16 protein-coding genes and 1 pseudogene are annotated in these 17,871 nt (G+C 41.2%); 3 read left to right on the top strand and 14 right to left on the bottom strand.

Features of this window, described 5'->3' with window-relative positions:
• Positions 1-35 precede the first annotated feature (35 nt).
• The 3 genes from R7O13_RS02130 to R7O13_RS02120 form a co-directional block, all read right to left on the bottom strand.
• Positions 36-227 carry a hypothetical protein gene (locus R7O13_RS02130; protein ID WP_005373328.1) on the bottom strand — a complete coding sequence of 64 codons (192 nt, stop codon included), beginning with the start codon at positions 225-227 and terminating at the stop codon, positions 36-38.
• A gap of 109 nt (positions 228-336) precedes the next feature.
• A complete protein-coding gene (locus R7O13_RS02125) occupies positions 337-1,272 on the bottom strand; it encodes a universal stress protein (RefSeq protein ID WP_005373330.1) in 936 nt (311 codons plus the stop codon).
• A gap of 393 nt (positions 1,273-1,665) precedes the next feature.
• Entirely contained in the window at positions 1,666-2,385 is a 720-nt protein-coding gene (locus R7O13_RS02120) for an SDR family oxidoreductase (RefSeq protein ID WP_005373333.1), read from the bottom strand.
• 135 nt (positions 2,386-2,520) lie between these two features.
• Between R7O13_RS02120 and R7O13_RS02115 the strand changes: the two genes are divergently transcribed.
• A complete protein-coding gene (locus R7O13_RS02115; RefSeq protein WP_053349221.1) occupies positions 2,521-3,429 on the top strand; it encodes a LysR family transcriptional regulator in 909 nt (302 codons plus the stop codon).
• Positions 3,430-3,519: 90 nt separating this feature from the next.
• Here the strand turns inward: R7O13_RS02115 and R7O13_RS02110 are convergent, their stop codons facing one another.
• On the bottom strand, positions 3,520-4,293 hold the full coding sequence (locus R7O13_RS02110; RefSeq protein ID WP_318302855.1) for a helix-turn-helix transcriptional regulator: 774 nt from the start codon (positions 4,291-4,293) through the stop codon (positions 3,520-3,522).
• Positions 4,294-4,392: 99 nt separating this feature from the next.
• On the opposite strand from R7O13_RS02110, the gene R7O13_RS02105 reads away from it, so the two are divergent.
• The gene (locus tag R7O13_RS02105) at positions 4,393-5,529 is read left to right on the top strand and encodes a multidrug effflux MFS transporter (RefSeq protein WP_318302853.1); all 1,137 of its coding nucleotides are present in this window, start codon (positions 4,393-4,395) and stop codon (positions 5,527-5,529) included.
• Positions 5,530-5,643: 114 nt separating this feature from the next.
• Here the strand turns inward: R7O13_RS02105 and R7O13_RS02100 are convergent, their stop codons facing one another.
• From R7O13_RS02100 to R7O13_RS02055, 10 genes and pseudogenes are all read right to left on the bottom strand, one after another.
• Positions 5,644-6,054 carry a hypothetical protein gene (locus R7O13_RS02100; protein WP_318302852.1) on the bottom strand — a complete coding sequence of 137 codons (411 nt, stop codon included), beginning with the start codon at positions 6,052-6,054 and terminating at the stop codon, positions 5,644-5,646.
• Between the two features lie 203 nt (positions 6,055-6,257).
• The gene (locus tag R7O13_RS02095) at positions 6,258-6,761 is read right to left on the bottom strand and encodes a hypothetical protein (protein ID WP_318191068.1); all 504 of its coding nucleotides are present in this window, start codon (positions 6,759-6,761) and stop codon (positions 6,258-6,260) included.
• A gap of 31 nt (positions 6,762-6,792) precedes the next feature.
• Complete coding sequence (locus R7O13_RS02090; protein WP_318302849.1) at positions 6,793-7,551, bottom strand: hypothetical protein; 759 nt, start codon at positions 7,549-7,551, stop codon at positions 6,793-6,795.
• A complete protein-coding gene (locus tag R7O13_RS02085) occupies positions 7,544-9,700 on the bottom strand; it encodes a hypothetical protein (protein WP_318302847.1) in 2,157 nt (718 codons plus the stop codon). The genes R7O13_RS02090 and R7O13_RS02085 overlap by 8 nt, the downstream gene beginning before the upstream one ends.
• Before the next feature lie 902 nt (positions 9,701-10,602).
• A pseudogene (locus R7O13_RS31495) lies at positions 10,603-11,170 on the bottom strand (DUF4150 domain-containing protein); the annotation flags it as partial.
• Positions 11,171-11,317: 147 nt separating this feature from the next.
• Positions 11,318-12,109 carry a type IVB secretion system protein IcmH/DotU gene (icmH, locus tag R7O13_RS02075; RefSeq protein WP_005373354.1) on the bottom strand — a complete coding sequence of 264 codons (792 nt, stop codon included), beginning with the start codon at positions 12,107-12,109 and terminating at the stop codon, positions 11,318-11,320.
• Positions 12,106-13,431, bottom strand: coding sequence for a type VI secretion system baseplate subunit TssK (tssK, locus tag R7O13_RS02070; RefSeq protein WP_005373357.1), 1,326 nt, complete (start codon positions 13,429-13,431; stop codon positions 12,106-12,108). The genes icmH and tssK overlap by 4 nt, the downstream gene beginning before the upstream one ends.
• Positions 13,432-13,442: 11 nt before the next feature.
• Positions 13,443-13,943, bottom strand: coding sequence for a type VI secretion system lipoprotein TssJ (gene tssJ, locus R7O13_RS02065; RefSeq protein ID WP_005386118.1), 501 nt, complete (start codon positions 13,941-13,943; stop codon positions 13,443-13,445).
• A complete protein-coding gene (locus R7O13_RS02060; protein WP_132937160.1) occupies positions 13,936-15,429 on the bottom strand; it encodes a type VI secretion system-associated FHA domain protein in 1,494 nt (497 codons plus the stop codon). Before R7O13_RS02060 ends, tssJ begins: the two co-directional genes overlap by 8 nt.
• A gap of 9 nt (positions 15,430-15,438) precedes the next feature.
• The gene (locus R7O13_RS02055) at positions 15,439-16,038 is read right to left on the bottom strand and encodes a hypothetical protein (RefSeq protein WP_132937161.1); all 600 of its coding nucleotides are present in this window, start codon (positions 16,036-16,038) and stop codon (positions 15,439-15,441) included.
• A gap of 503 nt (positions 16,039-16,541) precedes the next feature.
• Between R7O13_RS02055 and R7O13_RS02050 the strand changes: the two genes are divergently transcribed.
• Entirely contained in the window at positions 16,542-17,855 is a 1,314-nt protein-coding gene (locus R7O13_RS02050) for a type VI secretion system ImpA family N-terminal domain-containing protein (protein ID WP_318302842.1), read from the top strand.
• Positions 17,856-17,871 lie beyond the last annotated feature (16 nt).

Below are 17,871 nucleotides of genomic sequence, written 5' to 3'. Positions count from 1 at the left end.
CTGAGTGCTACTTAGAGGAACGCCGATACAAACCGCTATTTGCTGTCTGCTACGGCATAAGAACGTAGGTCACTACTTACGTGTTCTTGGCTGAATGTATATGGATTATCGTCATCAGCTAACTCGAATGCATCGTAGGTGCAGTCACCGATATCATTTCTCGGACAAACATAAACATTCGAACGTTCTATCATTTCTGTGTGGCATTTCGGGCATAGGTTTTTCATGTCACTCTCCTCTGATAACTTATTGATACATTGATAATTCCATGTTCTAGAGATCCATCTCCCTCCTTTACCTAAAACATCACTTAAACCCAACTTTGTTACACCCCAATTACTGAATCGGTGAGACAAAACCATCGGGCTTAAGAGCGACCAAACTACAGTTAATCGATTGCAAAATATTTTCAGCCGTATTACCAATGACATAGCCAGATATACCAGTTCTCGCTAAGGTTCCCATTACCAGCACGTCTACCTCAATACTCTCTACGTAATCTGGAATCTTTTCGTCGGGTTTTCCATGCAGGTGGTGAATCACAATTTCACCTGTAATCCCAGACTCCTCCAACAGCTGTTGCAGAGCTTGTTTATGATCGGCTTTTGCTTTGTCGAGTTCATGTTTCAACTCAGCATCATCGACTTGAATCCAAGCGTTACCATTAAGGTAGTTTTCTAAGTAATACTCCCAGCAAGAAATCACGTGTAAACGACTATCGCAGGTGTCGGCTATCGAACGCGATAATTCGAGTAAACGCACGGCTAATGAGTGCTGTTCATCGCTTGCCGTTAATGGGTCGATAGCCACAGCAACACGGCGCTTATCTCTTGGCTTATCAATTGGTCGGTGCAACCAAAGCGGACAAGGGCATTTTCGTAACAGAGTCATATCAATAGCTTTGAAACCCTCAGCACCTTCACCGAGCGGTTCAGCTTCTTTGATGATGAGATCTTTGTTATCAGCTAATGCTTCTTGAATAATACAGACAGCGGGCTTTTCACTGCTTTTCACAGTAAGAGGAAATGCGAGATCCTCTTCAGAGAGTCCCAGCTTCTGTCTGTATTCGTGAATACTTTGTTTGAGGGAGTCTTGCAGCGATTGCTCATAACTTTGCTGATACTGGATCATGTCTGTTGGGAAATCAGGACACGCTATTAGCCCTGAGACAGGCACTTTGTTGCTAGATGCAATCCTCATCGCTTGTTCGAGGGCGTCACTATGGCCTGGCAATCCTTGTGTTGCAAAAAGTATGTTTGCGAATCGTTTCATACACACCTCCTTGTTTGGTTAAATATTAACCACCCACAAAGTATAATACCTAACGGATAATTGTAACGGCTTGTGACGTTGATGAAATCAATTCTCATTAAGAGACGGGTATTGCTTCACTTGGTTTTACGTCACACTCTCCTTTCATCACAACTATCGCCTTCGACCTAAATAAATTCCGCTACCTAAAGTTGAGACCAAATAAAAACCCAAATTACTCAAAGTTTTTTCTCACCTTGAGTAACTTGGGTATAAGCAATAACACACTTAGTGTCCGGATTTAAATGGATGACCTAAATTTTCACGCAACTTAGTTTAAAGATGCCATCTCAATCACGAATCGATATGCAAAGTTTTACGGCTTTAGTGACCTAAAATCGCCGTAACTCAATGTTAAGGTTGTTGTTTTGTCGGTGCCAAAGCAATTTCACGAACACATACACCTTGCGGTTGCTGATAAGCAAACAGCACTGCGCGTGCAATGTCGTCTGCTGCCAACACGCCGCCCATATCCACCTTCCAAGCGTCATAGCCATCTTTAATATCTTGAGACGTTGTATGTGAAAGTAATTCCGTTTCCACTGCACCAGGTGCAATCGTCGTAACGCGAACATTCGATGACGCAACTTCTTCACGTACGTTTTCAGAAATAGCATGAACCGCAAATTTGGTACCGCAATAAGCAGCATGATCAGGGAATGTTTTCTTGCCCGCGATAGAGCTGATGTTAATGATCGTACCACTGTTACGTGCTTTCATAGGTGCTAGGACGGACTGCATGCCATTGAGTAAGCCAATTACGTTCACATCAAACATGCGCTTCCACTCCGATGCTTCCTGAGTATCTATCTGACCGAGAAGCATAACGCCTGCGTTATTTACAAGTGCATCTACCGGACCATACAACGCTTCAGCTTTCTCAATTGCAGCCTCAAAAGAAGCTTTGTCGGTCACATCTACCTTTTCACAAAGCGTATTTGGTAAGTTTAATGCTTCCAAACGTTCTACACGTCTTGCTAACAAAAGAAGAGCATGGCCCTGTTCACTGAAGTGACGTGCAATCGCTTCACCAATGCCTGAACTAGCGCCTGTAATAACAATTAACTTTTTCATTTTGAATCCTTAATAGAACGGTTTACATCAGTGGCGGTAAGTTTAAGAAAACTTTGTTTGTTGATATATACCGACCTAGTTGAAACACTGTTGTTATACTGCAACAATACTTTTTTGAATTATGAAGAAGTCATCATGCAAACACACATCAACCTTGCGGATATTCGCTCTTTCGTCCTAATCGCTCAACTAGGAAACTTCACGAAAGCAGCAGAGCAACTTGGCGTTTCTCGCTCACACGTTTCACGTCAAATAACAAATCTGGAGCAACAGATTGGTGTCACTTTGCTACAAAGGACCACTCGAACACTGAACCTCACCGAAGCAGGCAAGGTTCTGTATAAACAGTGTGAAACTGCCCTTCACAATATTGATCAAGCTGTTATGGCAGTGGTTGATGATGTAGAAGACTTAAGAGGTGACATTCGTATCAACTGTGTGGGGGGCTATTTAGGAGAAGACGTTGTCGCAGATATCGTTGCTCAGTTTCTAATCCAACACCCACAAGTGAGCATTAACTTAGATTTTAGCAGCCATCGTGTCGATTTAATCGCGGATGAATTCGATATCGCTTTTCGAATGGGAAAGTTAGACGACTCCAACTTTATCGCTCGCAAACTGATCGATGTGGAAATGGGGACATACGCAAGCCCAAACTATTTAGAAACATATGGCTATCCTTCACATCCAAAGGACTTAGAAAAACACGTTTGTTTGACAGGTAGTGTGACACGGTGGGCATTTGAGAACACGAATACAAAGCAGTCAACTGAACACCAGATACGTGGACAGTTACGATGTAAGAGCGGCAGAGTAATGATAAAAGCAGCCTTGGCGGGAAATGGCATCATCCGTGTGCCAACACTTTATTGCCAACAAGAACTCCAGACAGGCAAGCTAAAAGAAGTGTTTACCGACTGGAGCATTCCGAGTGTGGAATTTTCACTCCTTTATCATCACGACCGACATCAACCAAAACGCATCCGAGCCTTTGTTGATTTTACCACGCAATACTTTCGCAAACTGCAGAGTAAAGACAAGTAACCTGCATGTTGGTACCTGTCTATGTATGTTTTATAGGCTGAGCCTGCGAACCTGGGGTTTGTTCTAGAAAGAGTGTGAGCATTTTGACGCTTAAGGCTTGGTTTTCATAAACGTCAGAGGTGTTTGTCCAGTTTGCTTTTTGAAAAATGCAATAAAAGCACTGTCTGACGAAAACTCCAGCCAATCGGCAGCTGCGCTGACTGGCATGCCCGTTGATAACAATTCAACTGCCTTTAAAAGCCTCCACTGTAGCCGCCAATCTTGATAATTCATTCCCGTTTCCGACTTAAATAATCGTGTTACCGTCTTGGTGCTTGCCCCAACTTTGCTTGCAAGAGCAGTAAGCGAAGGAGCTAGAAATGAAGGTTCAACCAACTCTCGACGAAACGTTGTTAAGCGCCGATGCGATGGCAAAGGCAACTGAAACGAATAACGTTTCGCAGCATAAAACTCCTCCCAAAAAAGCGCCGTCGTATTTACCATCTCGCTGCTAGGCTTATCCCACTCCCAAAATGACATTTTATCAATAAGAGCTTGGAGTAAATTATTCACTTCTATCATCGTGATCTTACTCGGACAGGCAAACTCCTCACAATCAAAATACAAAGATCGGTACGCCACCACATTCGTCATTAGTGCGCGATGCGGCGTATTAGGTGGGATCCAAACCGCCTTTGTCGGTGGCAAAATACAAATCGAGTCTTCCAGAGCAAAACTCATACAACCTTGAGGTGCGTACAATAACTGCCCTTTCTTGTGCATATGCATACCTGAGTCGTGCTTGCCAATATCCGCAGCAATTCCCACTACACAAGTAGAAATTTTGTCTGCATCAAATTGTGTTTTTTCGTTAATAAGCGCCATTTTGTCCGAATGTTGATGTATTTGGTTTTTATGTTGTTATTAGATCAATCATAGCCTCATTTATACTGCCCGCCAACTTCATTAACGATGGGTAACAATATGAATACTAAGCCCTCTTTATGGCTCATGCTGGTTATGTTGATGTTTCCGCAAATTGTAGAAACTATTTATAGCCCAGCGCTGAGCTCAATCGCTCTTTCATTTGATGTAAACCACGCACAAGCAGCCCAAACATTGTCGATTTACTTCCTAGCTTTTGCCATTGGCGTTGTAGTTTGGGGAGTTCTCGCAGATAAACTGGGAAGAAGGCCCACCATGCTTATTGGGCTCTTTATCTATGGTTGCGCATCTTTACTCGCAACTCAAACCGAAAGCTTTGCTGTTGTCATGACCGCGCGAGCCCTAAGCGCATTTGGTATCGCGGTAGGATCCGTTGTCACACAGACCATGCTTCGTGACGCGTTTGACGGTCAAGAACTGAGTAAAGTCTTTAGCTTAATGGGGATGGGTATATCAATCAGCCCGGTAGTTGGCATGCTATTAGGCGGGCAGCTTACAGCGCTTGGTGGATACCGTTATGTGTTTTTTGCCTTGTTTTTAATCGCGTTAGTATTGCTCGCTTACAACGTTATTAAGCTTCCTGAAACACAGAAGGAACAGACACCAGTACGGTTGCATCAACTTAGCTGGAAAATGGTAAGAGACGCGCGAATTTGGCGCTCAGGATTACTGGTTGCTTTGTATAACATTGCTCTATTTTCTTATTACCAGCTTGGCGCATTTACTTTCTCAGCACTTGGGTATAACTCCGAACAATTTGGATACAGTGGCATGGTACTGGGGTTAGGCACTCTGCTTGGAAGTTATTTAAACAAATCCCTAGTGTCCAAAAATGTTCGAAAAAGCCAGCTACTTTGGTTCTCAGCAATATTGATTAGCGTTGGATCAGTCGGTGTGTTGATTCTGAACCAATCAATCTGGTTTGTTGCTCCAATGGTGTTAGTCGTCATGTCTTATGGGATTGCGATACCCAACATACTCAGTGATGCACTCGTTAATTATAAACAACAGGTTGGCAGCGCAGGCGCTTTATTTGGGCTCATGTACTACATCATGATCGGGACGGGATTAGCGATGGCTGGAACAGCACAAAACTTAGGTGTCGTTCTATTAGCATGTAGCTGTTTAGCGATTTTATTAGCGTTTTCTAAAAGGCAAGTTCATACCAACTTGTGACCAGATACTACGCATTGCTTGCCTAATCTTCCGAAGATTGGTCTACATCTTTTCTAACGGTTAACTAAAACGTAAATAAAAAGCGCCTGTCGGCGCTTTAATTATCCATAGATCTCATTGCCATGTTGGCTCGCCAAACTCTTCACAACGTTGCTTGTCGTAATTTTCAATGCGCCCGCGTTTACCTACAAACTGAACCTGAACAACCATTCCAGCTTCAACATATTCACTGAAATAATCGCAAGAAACACGAAAACTAGTATCGCGTATCACAATTGGTACCCATTCATAGCCGCCGCTGCGTGGTAAGTAAGACTTGAAGGTAATGACCCCGTCACCTGAAACGTTGATTTCTTCATCATATTCATTCAACTTATAAAAACGTTGTCCATCAAACTCTGCCTTTGCTTTTTCAATTATTTCGTTCGTTGCTGTCGATTGCATCGGCGTATTTGAGACCAGTTGACACCCAACAACAGATGTCAATACGGACAAAGCCAAAGCGAGTTTAGTTATTTTATTCATTTACCTAACCACTGTTGAATTATTCAACACTTACCATTTTAAAAGGAGGGAGACCATACTTTATTTTAAAGAAAATAAAAAGCGCCTTTCGGCGCTTTTTATCTGAACATTTCGTATCCAAACATCTCGAGTAAATTTTCTAGAAAAGCTAACTCTTTATTACAATGAATTTTATTTAGGCTCTCACCGGAATCTATTGCTATTTAATCCCAAGCTTCAAACTCATTGGGCTTTACGTGTTTTATTTTTAATCTAACGTTGGGATCCAGAGCTGTTTCAGTTCCCAATTCACAGTAGTACTCAACAGCATTTTCATCTTCAATCATGTCAACGAAGCTAGCAACGACACTCAACCGTCCACCACCTCTAGTCAATGAAAAGTACGCATTCTTGTTTTCATTTACTTCAAATTTCAAAGGAATGAATTCAGGTTCTTCAAGAGAAATATCTATCCATTTATAGTTATCTAAACTCTTCCCCTTTCGTGGGGCATAAACTGTTTTCAACCCATTTTCGTCAACAACGAAGTACATCGAATTCTCGGCTTGATTAAAACAAGCTTTCAAACTGCCACCTTTATTTTCTAAATCACACGTAAATATGACAGAATTTTGGTTGCAGCTTGCACTTACAAAATTTGAAAACGACACAATAAATGAAAACCCGACCATCACAATTGATTTATAAATTTCATTGAATTTAAGCATTTCAACTACATTAAAAATAAAAAAAATATATTCACTTTATATTAAAATAGTCTTCATCAGGGAATTTTTCGTTGGTTTTGTTAGTACTATACTTTCCATTATATGGATTAATCGTCAGTTCTTCACCATTATTATCAAACTTAAACTGCCTTCCATCAAACTCTCCCTTTATCCTTAAACTTACTCTACCTTCAATAATCTCAACATATTCATATCTTGATGAAAAACTATTCCAGCAAACATCTCGCCTATGTTCGTCATAATTAGCAGAAAAAACTATTGTAGAAGAACAATAATTCTCTTCTCCATTTCTATTCCAATACAAAATCCTATCTTTAGGTATGTTCATATTAAAATTATCTCTATGGAAAATGTAAGACAACACGCCAGTATAATTATTATTAGCGTTTTTTATTATTTTACCATTATCTCTGTCCAATAATGTATGATCGATAATATCAAAACCATAATCGTAAATGTCATAACTAAGGTTCAAACTACCAATCTCTTTTGGAACTTCTTTTTTTTCTGTGTCAAAAATAAAGTATGCTTCGCTATTTATATTACCATTAGTCAAGTCAACCAAATAAAGCTCTTCATTCAATTTAATTAAATCGCTTGTGCCACATGAGTCAAAAAAGCTAAAATCATATGAAGTTCCATTTGCTTTTAGAGAATATTGACAAAAAGGCCCCTCAGCCTCTGTGAATTTTTGCTCTTGCGTAATACTGCTTTCCGCAAAAGAATATGTTGATAAAAAGATTAAACTAAATGTAATCATTTTATTCATTTATCATTAACTCCAGCTTGTGATGTACACTCTTACTTCTTTTATAGTAATTTTTATTGATCATTGAACTATCCTTAAGATAAAACTTACTAAAGTCATAGTTATCGGATATTGAATTACAATTAATCAACTTTGAAAGTTTTAATAAGTTATTTTTTCTCTCTAACAAATGATTGTAACCACCATTTACTGAGATCGTTACACGAAATAGATCATTCTTGGTAGCGAATGGACGAATATCTCCCCAAGCACTACCTTTTACCCAAAACCACCCTGAAGAATCTACTGCCGTGTGTAAATCTTTAGCAACGCTTTCTATCATTTCTTTTGTAAGATCTTTAGTATTCACACCAAAGTATTTAGCATAGTTTTCTATATGTGTTATCTGTAATAAACCACGTCCATGATAGAATGCACCACCTCTGTACTTATTCCATTTCTCTGGATATTTCCCGTTATAATAGTACTCTTCCGTCGTTTTGAAAAAATCACTTTCTTGAAATGCTTGAGACAGAAAGTGGATTTTATTCAAACAATCATCGATTTCATACGTCCTAAACATGTCATTCAAGCTATTTAATAACTCATCTAAAGAAACATTTCTCATACTGTCATAATGAGAGTTCTCAAAAATAGTTTCTTTTCCACCTAAGACTTCAAGTAAAAAACTCTTGGAAATATCACGATTACAGAAACATTTACTTTGGGTGTGATTTCCTACAAAAGGCCAATAATGCCAAAGGCTCTTATCATCGCTTAGTTGCAAATCACCTTGTAAATCTTGCATCCATGAGAACTTATCTGCTCTTTCCAGTTCGAATTGCGAGAAAAGATCAAAGCTATCCATCACTTGATCGCGCCATGGGGAGTTACGGTAGTCCTCTATAGTCACAAAACCAGCGGAGCACTTAATATCTAGAGCTTCCTTTGCGGTCTGATGGATTGATTCATAAAGACTTTGTGACGACTCTGTATGCCAATCTGTAGGATGTTTCACAATAAATCGCTCAAAGTGTTTACGCTTACCGTCTAAGTATACTTTGGCATCGCGAGCAGTGAACGAGGAGAAGTCCGTTACTTGATCTTCTGTCACAGATTCAAGTAATTGCTGAATAAACGAATTACTCATATCAACGGCACCGCTACTATCGGCCCCATCGAGAACAACAAGTGGATTTTCTTCCGCATTTTTGGGAGAAATCTGTTTTTTGAAAAATTCGGGCGGCTCCTCAAAAGAGAACATCTCGATATGCACACGATTATCTTCTTTCTTAGTTCCAATTGCATCGTTACTGTACTCATGCAGTCCCATGTAACCGATATCTTCCCCAGCTGAAACCTTTATCCCCTCTCTAAATAGGAGTGGGAGTAAAGAAACCACACTACCGTCCCTAATCATTGCCGCCTTGTCCGACATCCATTTAGGTTCTGAAACTGGTTCTGATAGGACAGCAGAGGAATCTTCTAAAATGTCAAAGTCACTATTGAGACCCGAAGCAAACCAAACAATCTTGTTTAACAGTGCTTTTTCGCTACCACTTGCCGATTTACCATTCTCTACCACACGGCACTTTATCATTTTGTAGGTATTTTTGTCGATCTGGTATGGATGGGTCTCCTTCTCTTCTGCATACAGGTATTCAAGTAATGTTCCTTTAGACATCGACTGTTTTTTTTCACCAGAATTAGTAGGCACATCACTATGTTTGAAAGTGCGTACATTTCTCGCTTCTTGTAAACGGTAACGCGTGGTTATAGATGAATTGGCGCCAATATCTGAAGGTGGCGCAAGGTGCATATAAAGTGTATAGAACTTAAATACATCTTCATTATCTTCGGGGTTTACAGCCTCATGCTCGATAAGCACAAAGTTATTACTATACTTAAACTCTTGCTCTTGGTACGTTGATGTTACGTAATCAGGATTTATGCGAAATGCCACTATTTTTCCATCAAGCATCGCTTGAATAGGTCTGAGCCCTTTCCCCCACGGTAACATTTTTGATGTTAAGTGAATGCCACTATGCCAACCGTACCCTTGTCCTATTAAATAACGACCGCTCTTAGCTTGATCAAACAATTTCGTAAAATCACTGAGCGTGTAGTAAGCGTCACCTTCTCGTTGCGCTATCGGAAAAACTGCATCCATGATTTAAATGTCCTAGTCAGAAAAGTTATCGTCAAAAGTGACAAATGATGGGCGGTTCAAGTTGTTTGACTTCGTGTACACCACCGCATTAACCCTACCTAAATTAGTAGCAAAGCTAGATTGGCTCGCTATGTTAACGGTACTCCCAAGGGCCATTGCCGATATAGAAATTAGGGTGTCATTTTTGGTTTCGAAAATTTGGCTAATGACGTCAGGAAGTGCTTGTTTGAAGTGGTTAAGTGCTTTTTTATAACCGTTTATACCCTCTTCAACAGAACTCAACGATCTTGCAGAAGCTTGGCTTTGTATGAAATCTAAACGACCGATGATTTCACTGTTTAGCTCATCGATGTATGAACAGATTTGATTGTTTATCAACGTCCATAAAACAAACTGCAAATACTTCACAGTATTCCCAGTCCCTAAAAAGCGAAGCTTCGCTAATAATTCATAGGGAGGCTCAAACACATCAGCTTGATATAAGACTCTCAATATATCGCCATTTTCGTGCACTTGCTCCAAGAGCAGTTCAACTAAAGGTTCATATTTCTCTAGCGCAGTAGTATCAGTTTGGATGTGATAAAGTGCCGAAACATAAGCATCAGAAAAATCTTTAGAGTGATTTTGACTAATCGAATAAGGAGACGATATACGGCTTTGCTCTAACACAATATCTTTAAAGTCATCATCACTGAAGGATGGGGACATCAATATGCCCCAGTCATTAGCAACCCCAACACGATCTTCCCAAAATGGCGAGCGGCGACCTGCGACAAACGTACAAAAATCATTCGGATCAGGGTAAGTTTCCGTAACAATATTTTCAGCTAAAGATTGGTTCGGGGTGTAAGAGTCTTGAGTTTCGCTGAGCACTAACCTGCATTCTTTTAGAGCGAGACCATTAACAGATGCTTTTCCGCTAGAGTCCAGCACTCCACTCCCAATGACAGCACCTGAAGGTTCGACTAAAGAAAATTTTGCATTAGAGTAAGGGAGCCCATTTGGATATTTGCATTCTATATCCAGCGTATACGTCCCTTCCTGCTCTTCAGTCACAGAAACCGATGGGTTTTGTGCGCCACCCAAACACATAGTGTTAGCTTTGTTCATGGTCATTTGATCGGACAGGCGACATACGCCCTTGCCTTCAAACTTGACTGTTGGTGAGGCTGAAATGAATTTTGCTTCGGCTTCTATCGTGCCTGAGGAAACGCCTTTTCTGTCACCGCCCGCATCGCCGGTACTTTTTGAGAACGTACTGCCCTTGATAGCGACACTGTTACCGCCATCCATAGAGACTGTCGTAGTCCCACCAGCAAGGTCTGCTGATTTAGCATTGTTGCCATAAGGGATAGGGACGACTGGCTTGCCGACCTTAGTTAAACAAACATCTGGGAGCGTTGCATTCGCTTCACCACCTGAGCCTTTATGAACTATCGAAAGTCCATTCGCACCAACTGTTACGCCCATAACCAATCCATTTGAATTTTATTGATTGAATGATAAAAGAGATCGCAAACTGCAATCTCTCTAAATAACTAGTGAATTTCACTAAAAGACCAGTGATATTCACAATAAGCCCTAAAACTGGCAGAAGATCTCATTTTAGATCTCTGGTTATCTATACATTTCAAGCAGTTGCTGAAATTTTAAGTCTATGACGATGTAGGTTGCCGCATACATAAGCGCAAACGTCATCGCACTAAGACTTAAGATCAGCTTGGGTGAAATTACCCTTTTTAACGGCTTCTTTAGATATTTAGCTTTAAGGTTGATTAAAGAAACTTTTTCTTGTTCTGCTAGGCGGTCATCTCGCACTAATCGATAAATGGTGCTGCCAATTTCCGCTAACTTTTCGTTGCCACGCTCTTCACGGCCGTACTTGCCTTGGAAACCAAGTTGAAGCAATAAATAGAGAAACTCTATAACGTGACGGTATTTGCGAGGGTCGGCTTTTAAGCGGTCGAGAATAACGAAAAACTTGTCACCACCAGATGTTTCGTTGTGGAATTCAGACAGTAAGCTGTTCTGGCTCCAGTGACTATTTGCCCCCCACTCTTGTCGACAAACAGATTCATCAATCGCCGCACACAAGCAGTAACGAATAACAAGAACCGAAGCACGATCGAGCTCCATTTCATTAAGTTTTCGTTCACCTTTTCGAATCTCACGTGCCACTTGTTCACGAAATGGCATCGGGTCATCAAGCCAAGGGATCGAAGACATACAAGACAGACTGGCGATCAACCATGAGAACTGGTCCACTAGCGGGTTAATACCCATGTTGTCGATAGATAGATCTTGTACTGCGATGTTTCTCGACAAGTCAGGCGCTGGCATTACCTCCATTGGTTTGCCAGGCTCTGGTTGGAATAAGACTACGGTGACGTCGGTTTCTGCGTAACTCATAGACGAACGGCCCAAAGTTGCAATGATAAGTTAGCGAAATCGCCCGCAACGTGAATCGCAATCGCAGCAGTGTTCTTCAATGCCATCCACTCTTCGCCCGTTTTATCGAGCTCGAAATAGGTGTAGCCAGCGTGATACGGCAGCGCGCGTGGCACAACTGGCATTGGTTTGATCTCAATCCCAGGCAGTTGAAGGTTAATCAAGTCACGTATGTTATCGATAGAACCGATCTTCGTTTGGCTGACAAACTGGGTATGCAGAACATCCAAGGTCACGTCGGCTTTAACTGCGAGGATAAAGGTTGTCGTATCAATGATCTTATTGTCAGGGATTGCTGCCGTTCTGATGCCATAGTTCTGATCTTTTAAGGTTAGTGGAATTGCTCTTTGCTCAGACATCACGCTCAATGTCATTTTCGCACTGTCTAGGACGCGAGAAAGACAGCTAGTAAGATCACCATGATTGTACTTCGTAAACTCAATAGGTCGGCGTGTCGTTGAGCACAGCGTCGAAAGCTCACCCTCTGCCTGAAGAAGAATTCGATACAAAGACTCAGGATGCACAGCTTCTGTGCTTGCGAAATGCCAAAACAAGGGTTCGTATCGGTTGAGCGCTTGCAATAGCATAAAGTCAGAAACCGATGATACGCCTTGTTGATCCACCACCCCTAATCGCTGAACTATCGATTCCGCGCGATGCTTCAACATAGAAGCAAACTCGGTCGCAAATTTACTCAGTACTGTCGACGCATGAATATCGATGCAGGTAGGAATGAAACTATCATCTAAGATCACGCTGCCATCAGGCTTCACTTCTGAGATCTTTAAGATCGGAATAGACGTGTAAGCACTCTTATCTTCATGATCGTACATTAAGCAAAAGTTAAGCTTACCGACGACGATATTTGCCATGTCTTCCGAATCATAACAAGCGTCAACCGCTTCTTGAGATTCCATCGTATAGCGCGCACCGTCTTTTTTGGTACCAAATAACTCAGAACGTTCCGATGGTAACGGACAGCACAAATAAACGACTTTATCGGCAATCGAAGGATCTACATCTTTCACTTCAGGCAGCTCTGCAAGCAACGGAAGCTCAAATGGTGTCCGGTCTTGTAAAATACCTTCAGCACGAGTAATACCGATTTTACCCAGTGCTAGTAACTGAGAGTTGATTTCTAAACGTTTAATTCCCCAATGCAAAGGCGATGCATTGGCACTCAGTAGGCTCGATAGTTTACTTTGCGAACGATCGAGTTGTTGAAAATGCTGCGGCTTCATGAACATTCCATCTTGCCAAACAACTGGATTGTATAAAGACATGTTTCTATCCCTTAAAAGTAAACCTGTTCAATGCCGCGAGTGTTATCAGAAATTAACTCACTGCCCTCTAACTTGAGCTTGATGTAGTACTCGCTCTTCTCTTCAATAACTTCCACTTTTCGCCATGACGAACCATCAATATCACGAAAAGCCACTGAAAAACCGACGGCACGAGTGTCAGGGTCTAGCGTTAGCATTTCATGAACTTTTCCACCTGGCTGTATTTGATATTCGTAACGTTTGATGTACTCATCACCCAACGACGCTTTATCGCTCTCAAACAAGGCAAAGAAATCTAAGCTTCGGAACAATACTGGCGAACTTAATTCGTGAAGACGGAGAATAACTGGAGATGACTGGCCCCCATTTCTCACATTGAGTACAGGTGATGCCTCAATAACCAATTCAATCGACGAAGTTTCTGGTGTGATACCAGTGGACTCTTTAAATTGATCCCACATGGAACAACCGGACAACATGGCAAATCCGAGTAATACGGCGATACTACGCATGGTTTCCCTTAATCACTTTGTTATAGTTTTTCTTAATCAGCCCTTTTAAGGATGTTTCATTAAGCAGGCGACGATTATTAGTGTAGAAATCTAGGTATTCGGCCCACAGCTTTGACTTAGTTGAGAACAAAGACTGGCTAGCGACCCTGTTAGCAAATGCTACGGGATCGTTCGTTTCTGACTGTTCTAAAACGAGCTCATTCAGTGCTTTGTTAAACATAACTTGGTGGTCGTTCAGCTCATCGAGCATTTGTTCAACCAGTTCATTTGGAGCCAGTAATTGCTGACTATTCAAAGTGAGCATTAGCTCTGCGATGTTCGAGTTAGCCTCACTCGCACTCTGCTCATCTTTTAACGATTCCACTTCGTGCAACTCTTTCTGTAGGTTATCAATACATAAACGCAAGCAAGTGCCCATTTGCTTGAATAACTGCGCCTCGTTTGTCATCAACTCTGGATTTCGAATACCCAAACCATCAAAAAACGCTTGCGCTATATCTTGAGAGCAAACGGCCGCATCAGCATCGACTTGTGCTTTCGTCGTAGTGTTTATCGCATGCTCTGCCGTAGGTATTTGAAGTTGCTGATTAGTGTTAGGAGAAGGCGTAAAAGATTGGGTCATCTCTTCCCATTTTGACCCTGTATTAGCCTGTTCTACGACCATCTCAGTAACATTATGCGTGCGATGTTGTCTTTGAATCGTGCTATCTGGGGCTACCGTGCCAGGTTGCATCACCTCAGCTGAGGCAATATCGGCTCTATGTGCCTTACCGCTTTCTGGCGCTAATGCATCATTGACTGATGCGTTACTCTTGGTTTCCACAGCCATCCAGTCTTCAGGGATTAGGCTTGGCTGATCGAATTCGGAATATATGCTGAAACTGTCATCGACCACCTGACGCGTGCTTTCCACGGTTCTAGGTTGTTCAGATTCTGTACGCTCATTATCACGAATTAAGTAATCGTCATCTCGCTGCATCGAAAAGTTAAGGTGAGCAACAGGATCATGACAATCAATGTCATCCTGTTTAGTCTCCATAAACAAATCTTCTAAGGCACCGACTTTTTCTTCCTCTTCGACAACCGCATCTCCTAGACTAACCAGAGGATCGCTAGATACTCGCTCAGGAGCAATATCAGCGGCGATGTCTAGTGTTGAGGTAACGTGCTCAAGAGAAACACCAATCTCATATTGCCCTAAAGAAATGATGTCGCCATCAACTATCGCAACGGGTTGATTTTTTAGTATTTTATTCCCATTTACCATTGTGCCGTTAGTTGATACGTCACTTATATAGTAGGTATCTCCATACACGCTGAGCAAACAATGAGTGCCCGATATAAAGCGGTTGTGATCGGCTAAAGACACGCTACAGCTTGGGGAACGACCTATCGAACCACCACTTTCAGGCATTTCAATATGCTTTGCACCGGTGTATTCCTCTGGACACTTTGAGATAAATAAAACTAGCTGATTTGAGTACATTTACGAACCTCAAAAGAGCAAAGAAACTGATAGTTCAAGCCCACCAATTCCATCATTTACAACCGGAAGGATATAAGAGGCCTGCGGGATAATTTGTATATGGGCGTCAGGATTACTGCCTAACTTTATAGCAGTACCAAGGGTCACAACCGCACCTAACTCAAACTGGTCGATGTCTTCAACACTCTCATAACGATAGCCCTCTTGGTCTACTTGCCAGCGATTAGAATATTGCGAGTAACCGACAGACAAGCCCGCACCAACGTATGGCGTGAAAACACTCCAAGAAGTCAACGCATATTGAGGAACAACACGAAGTTCATAGTTCGTCGCTTCTTGATATAAGCCGTTTGCTGGCGCTTCAATATCTTCTGCTAGATAGTTTAGCCCTAACCACCAACGCCAACGGTTATTGTTTTCATCAATAGGACGAGTATGAACCAAGCCGAACCTAAGCGTATCCTGCTCACCACTTTTACCTTCATCGTATTTAATGCTATCGATAGTCAACATACTGGTAGAGAGTCCATATCGCTCCCCTTTTGCCATTACAACAGAAGAAAATAGACACATGGCTGAAATCAGCCCAATTTGACTTGGTTTTAGCATTTCGTCCCTCTAGGAAAACCGATATTCTACTTAGAGGCGAAAGATATCAATTATATTCTCTTTTTCAATAAGCCTAAAAAAACACCTATAATTTAATACATTTCAACTATCAGGTTGGTTGTTTTACCTACAAACAAAAACTAAAGAACCGACTACAGATTAAGTGACGAGACAGTAAATCTTTCTATTTAAATAGAAGTAACAGAATTTGATTGCTAATTGGACAAAACGTAATCTCCGATAACAATTTAGTTACTTTTTAATCAACGTTCTCATCTTCATATATAAGTTTCTTCTTATAAATAGACTTAACTATTGATATTAATATTATGAACAAAGATCACACTAAAAGTAATTTAATTTCTTTTAATGAATTTTTATTATCTAATCCGCTTATTTTGTCTATAGAATTGCGACAGATGTGCACTGCTTATAATTTAATATAACAGTAGTGAAATCCTATATAACTTAATACTTCTATATGATCAGTTGGAACTTTCCTTATGTTTTTTACCGACTTCGCTCGAAGACCAATCGATGAAAATAACCCAAGCGGCTCTAATCCTAATGGTTCTGAGGATTTTGACGAAATTAAACGTCAAATAAACAACCTGAATAAAGTCACAGGGAGAGTCTCGTGGAAAACGGTTCAAACACTCTCAAAAAAGATCTTGAGTACCCAAGCGAAAGACCTACGTTGTTGCTGTTACTTTACCGTTGCGTCAACCTATAACGACGGCTTAAAAGGCCTTGTTGAAGGGTTAAACTCAATACTTGATGTGTGTGTCGTATATTGGTTCAACGCGTATCCAGAGCATTCAAAGTCAAAGGCACGAATGAGCGCTATTGAATGGATGGTAGAGCATACTGAAAAACGAATTAATAAGCATCGGGCGTTACCAGAAGAGCTTCCATTGATAGAGGCAGCACATCAATTATGCTTGAGGATTGAGGAAGAGCTTCGTCTTCATTACGGTATTGAAGCGCCGTCATTAGGTCGCATTCGCCGTATTTTGAATCAATGGATTGAGCAGATAAAAGAACAACAAATTGCGGCTGAGTTACGCGAGAAAAAACAAGCCAACACTAGCGCTCCTGCAGCAACGCAGAAGGCACCTGAAATTAAAGTGAATGTGTCTCCCTCTCCGGCACCGGTGTCATCACCCAACCTAAATAGCCAAGAGAAAGCATCACCGGCAAAGTCTGGTCGATTTATGATCTACTTCGTTATTGGTTTGATTGTTACTGCGATATGTTCACATTTCATGTACGAGCAACAACGTTATCGAACATTGGAACAAAAAATTAATCAAGCTTCACTTAATGAACTTGTAAATTTGGTCGCCTCGTTAGATTACGAAAATAAAAAATATGCTCAGTCATTGAAAACGCAGGCCATTAATCGTGTCGATATTATGATGAATAACTGGTTTTTAGACTCGGCAAAAGTAAGTAACGTCAGCGAGCTCGATAGCTTGACCAATGAATTAATCGCAATCTATCCGGATTCGTCTTCTGCACAGCAGCTACGTCAAAACTTTTTGACACAGAGCGCCCATTTAGAAGACCAGTTTATGGATGTTTATAAGCGATTCTCAGACGCAAGAACGGTGTTTGCCAACGTAGCTAGACAGAATGTAGATAAGAACTCTGAAAAGGCGTACGAATACAGTAACTCGTTATTCCCGCTTTTAGGTCGTATTGAATACGCTGAAAAGTATTCACAGCAAAAGGAAATTGACCGCGCAACCCTTTTACTGAACATCTACCTATATAAATTGAGTCAGCTACAAGCTGAAAAAACTGACAATAAATAACAATACAATTAAAGAA

It is taken from the genome of Vibrio sp. Y176, from assembly GCF_033438945.1.
This window is presented reverse-complemented; position numbering and strand designations above follow the sequence as displayed.

What these genes read in the sequence shown, in the direction of transcription:
- R7O13_RS02130 (WP_005373328.1), bottom strand. Translation starts at nt 227, where the DNA reads ATGAAAAACCTATGCCCGAAATGCCACACAGAAATGATAGAACGTTCG.
- R7O13_RS02125 (WP_005373330.1), bottom strand. Translation starts at nt 1,272, where the DNA reads ATGAAACGATTCGCAAACATACTTTTTGCAACACAAGGATTGCCAGGC.
- R7O13_RS02120 (WP_005373333.1), bottom strand. Translation starts at nt 2,385, where the DNA reads ATGAAAAAGTTAATTGTTATTACAGGCGCTAGTTCAGGCATTGGTGAA.
- R7O13_RS02115 (WP_053349221.1), top strand. Translation starts at nt 2,521, where the DNA reads ATGCAAACACACATCAACCTTGCGGATATTCGCTCTTTCGTCCTAATC.
- R7O13_RS02110 (WP_318302855.1), bottom strand. Translation starts at nt 4,293, where the DNA reads ATGGCGCTTATTAACGAAAAAACACAATTTGATGCAGACAAAATTTCT.
- R7O13_RS02105 (WP_318302853.1), top strand. Translation starts at nt 4,393, where the DNA reads ATGAATACTAAGCCCTCTTTATGGCTCATGCTGGTTATGTTGATGTTT.
- R7O13_RS02100 (WP_318302852.1), bottom strand. Translation starts at nt 6,054, where the DNA reads ATGAATAAAATAACTAAACTCGCTTTGGCTTTGTCCGTATTGACATCT.
- R7O13_RS02095 (WP_318191068.1), bottom strand. Translation starts at nt 6,761, where the DNA reads ATGCTTAAATTCAATGAAATTTATAAATCAATTGTGATGGTCGGGTTT.
- R7O13_RS02090 (WP_318302849.1), bottom strand. Translation starts at nt 7,551, where the DNA reads ATGAATAAAATGATTACATTTAGTTTAATCTTTTTATCAACATATTCT.
- R7O13_RS02085 (WP_318302847.1), bottom strand. Translation starts at nt 9,700, where the DNA reads ATGGATGCAGTTTTTCCGATAGCGCAACGAGAAGGTGACGCTTACTAC.
- icmH (WP_005373354.1), bottom strand. Translation starts at nt 12,109, where the DNA reads ATGAGTTACGCAGAAACCGACGTCACCGTAGTCTTATTCCAACCAGAG.
- tssK (WP_005373357.1), bottom strand. Translation starts at nt 13,431, where the DNA reads ATGTCTTTATACAATCCAGTTGTTTGGCAAGATGGAATGTTCATGAAG.
- tssJ (WP_005386118.1), bottom strand. Translation starts at nt 13,943, where the DNA reads ATGCGTAGTATCGCCGTATTACTCGGATTTGCCATGTTGTCCGGTTGT.
- R7O13_RS02060 (WP_132937160.1), bottom strand. Translation starts at nt 15,429, where the DNA reads ATGTACTCAAATCAGCTAGTTTTATTTATCTCAAAGTGTCCAGAGGAA.
- R7O13_RS02055 (WP_132937161.1), bottom strand. Translation starts at nt 16,038, where the DNA reads ATGCTAAAACCAAGTCAAATTGGGCTGATTTCAGCCATGTGTCTATTT.
- R7O13_RS02050 (WP_318302842.1), top strand. Translation starts at nt 16,542, where the DNA reads ATGTTTTTTACCGACTTCGCTCGAAGACCAATCGATGAAAATAACCCA.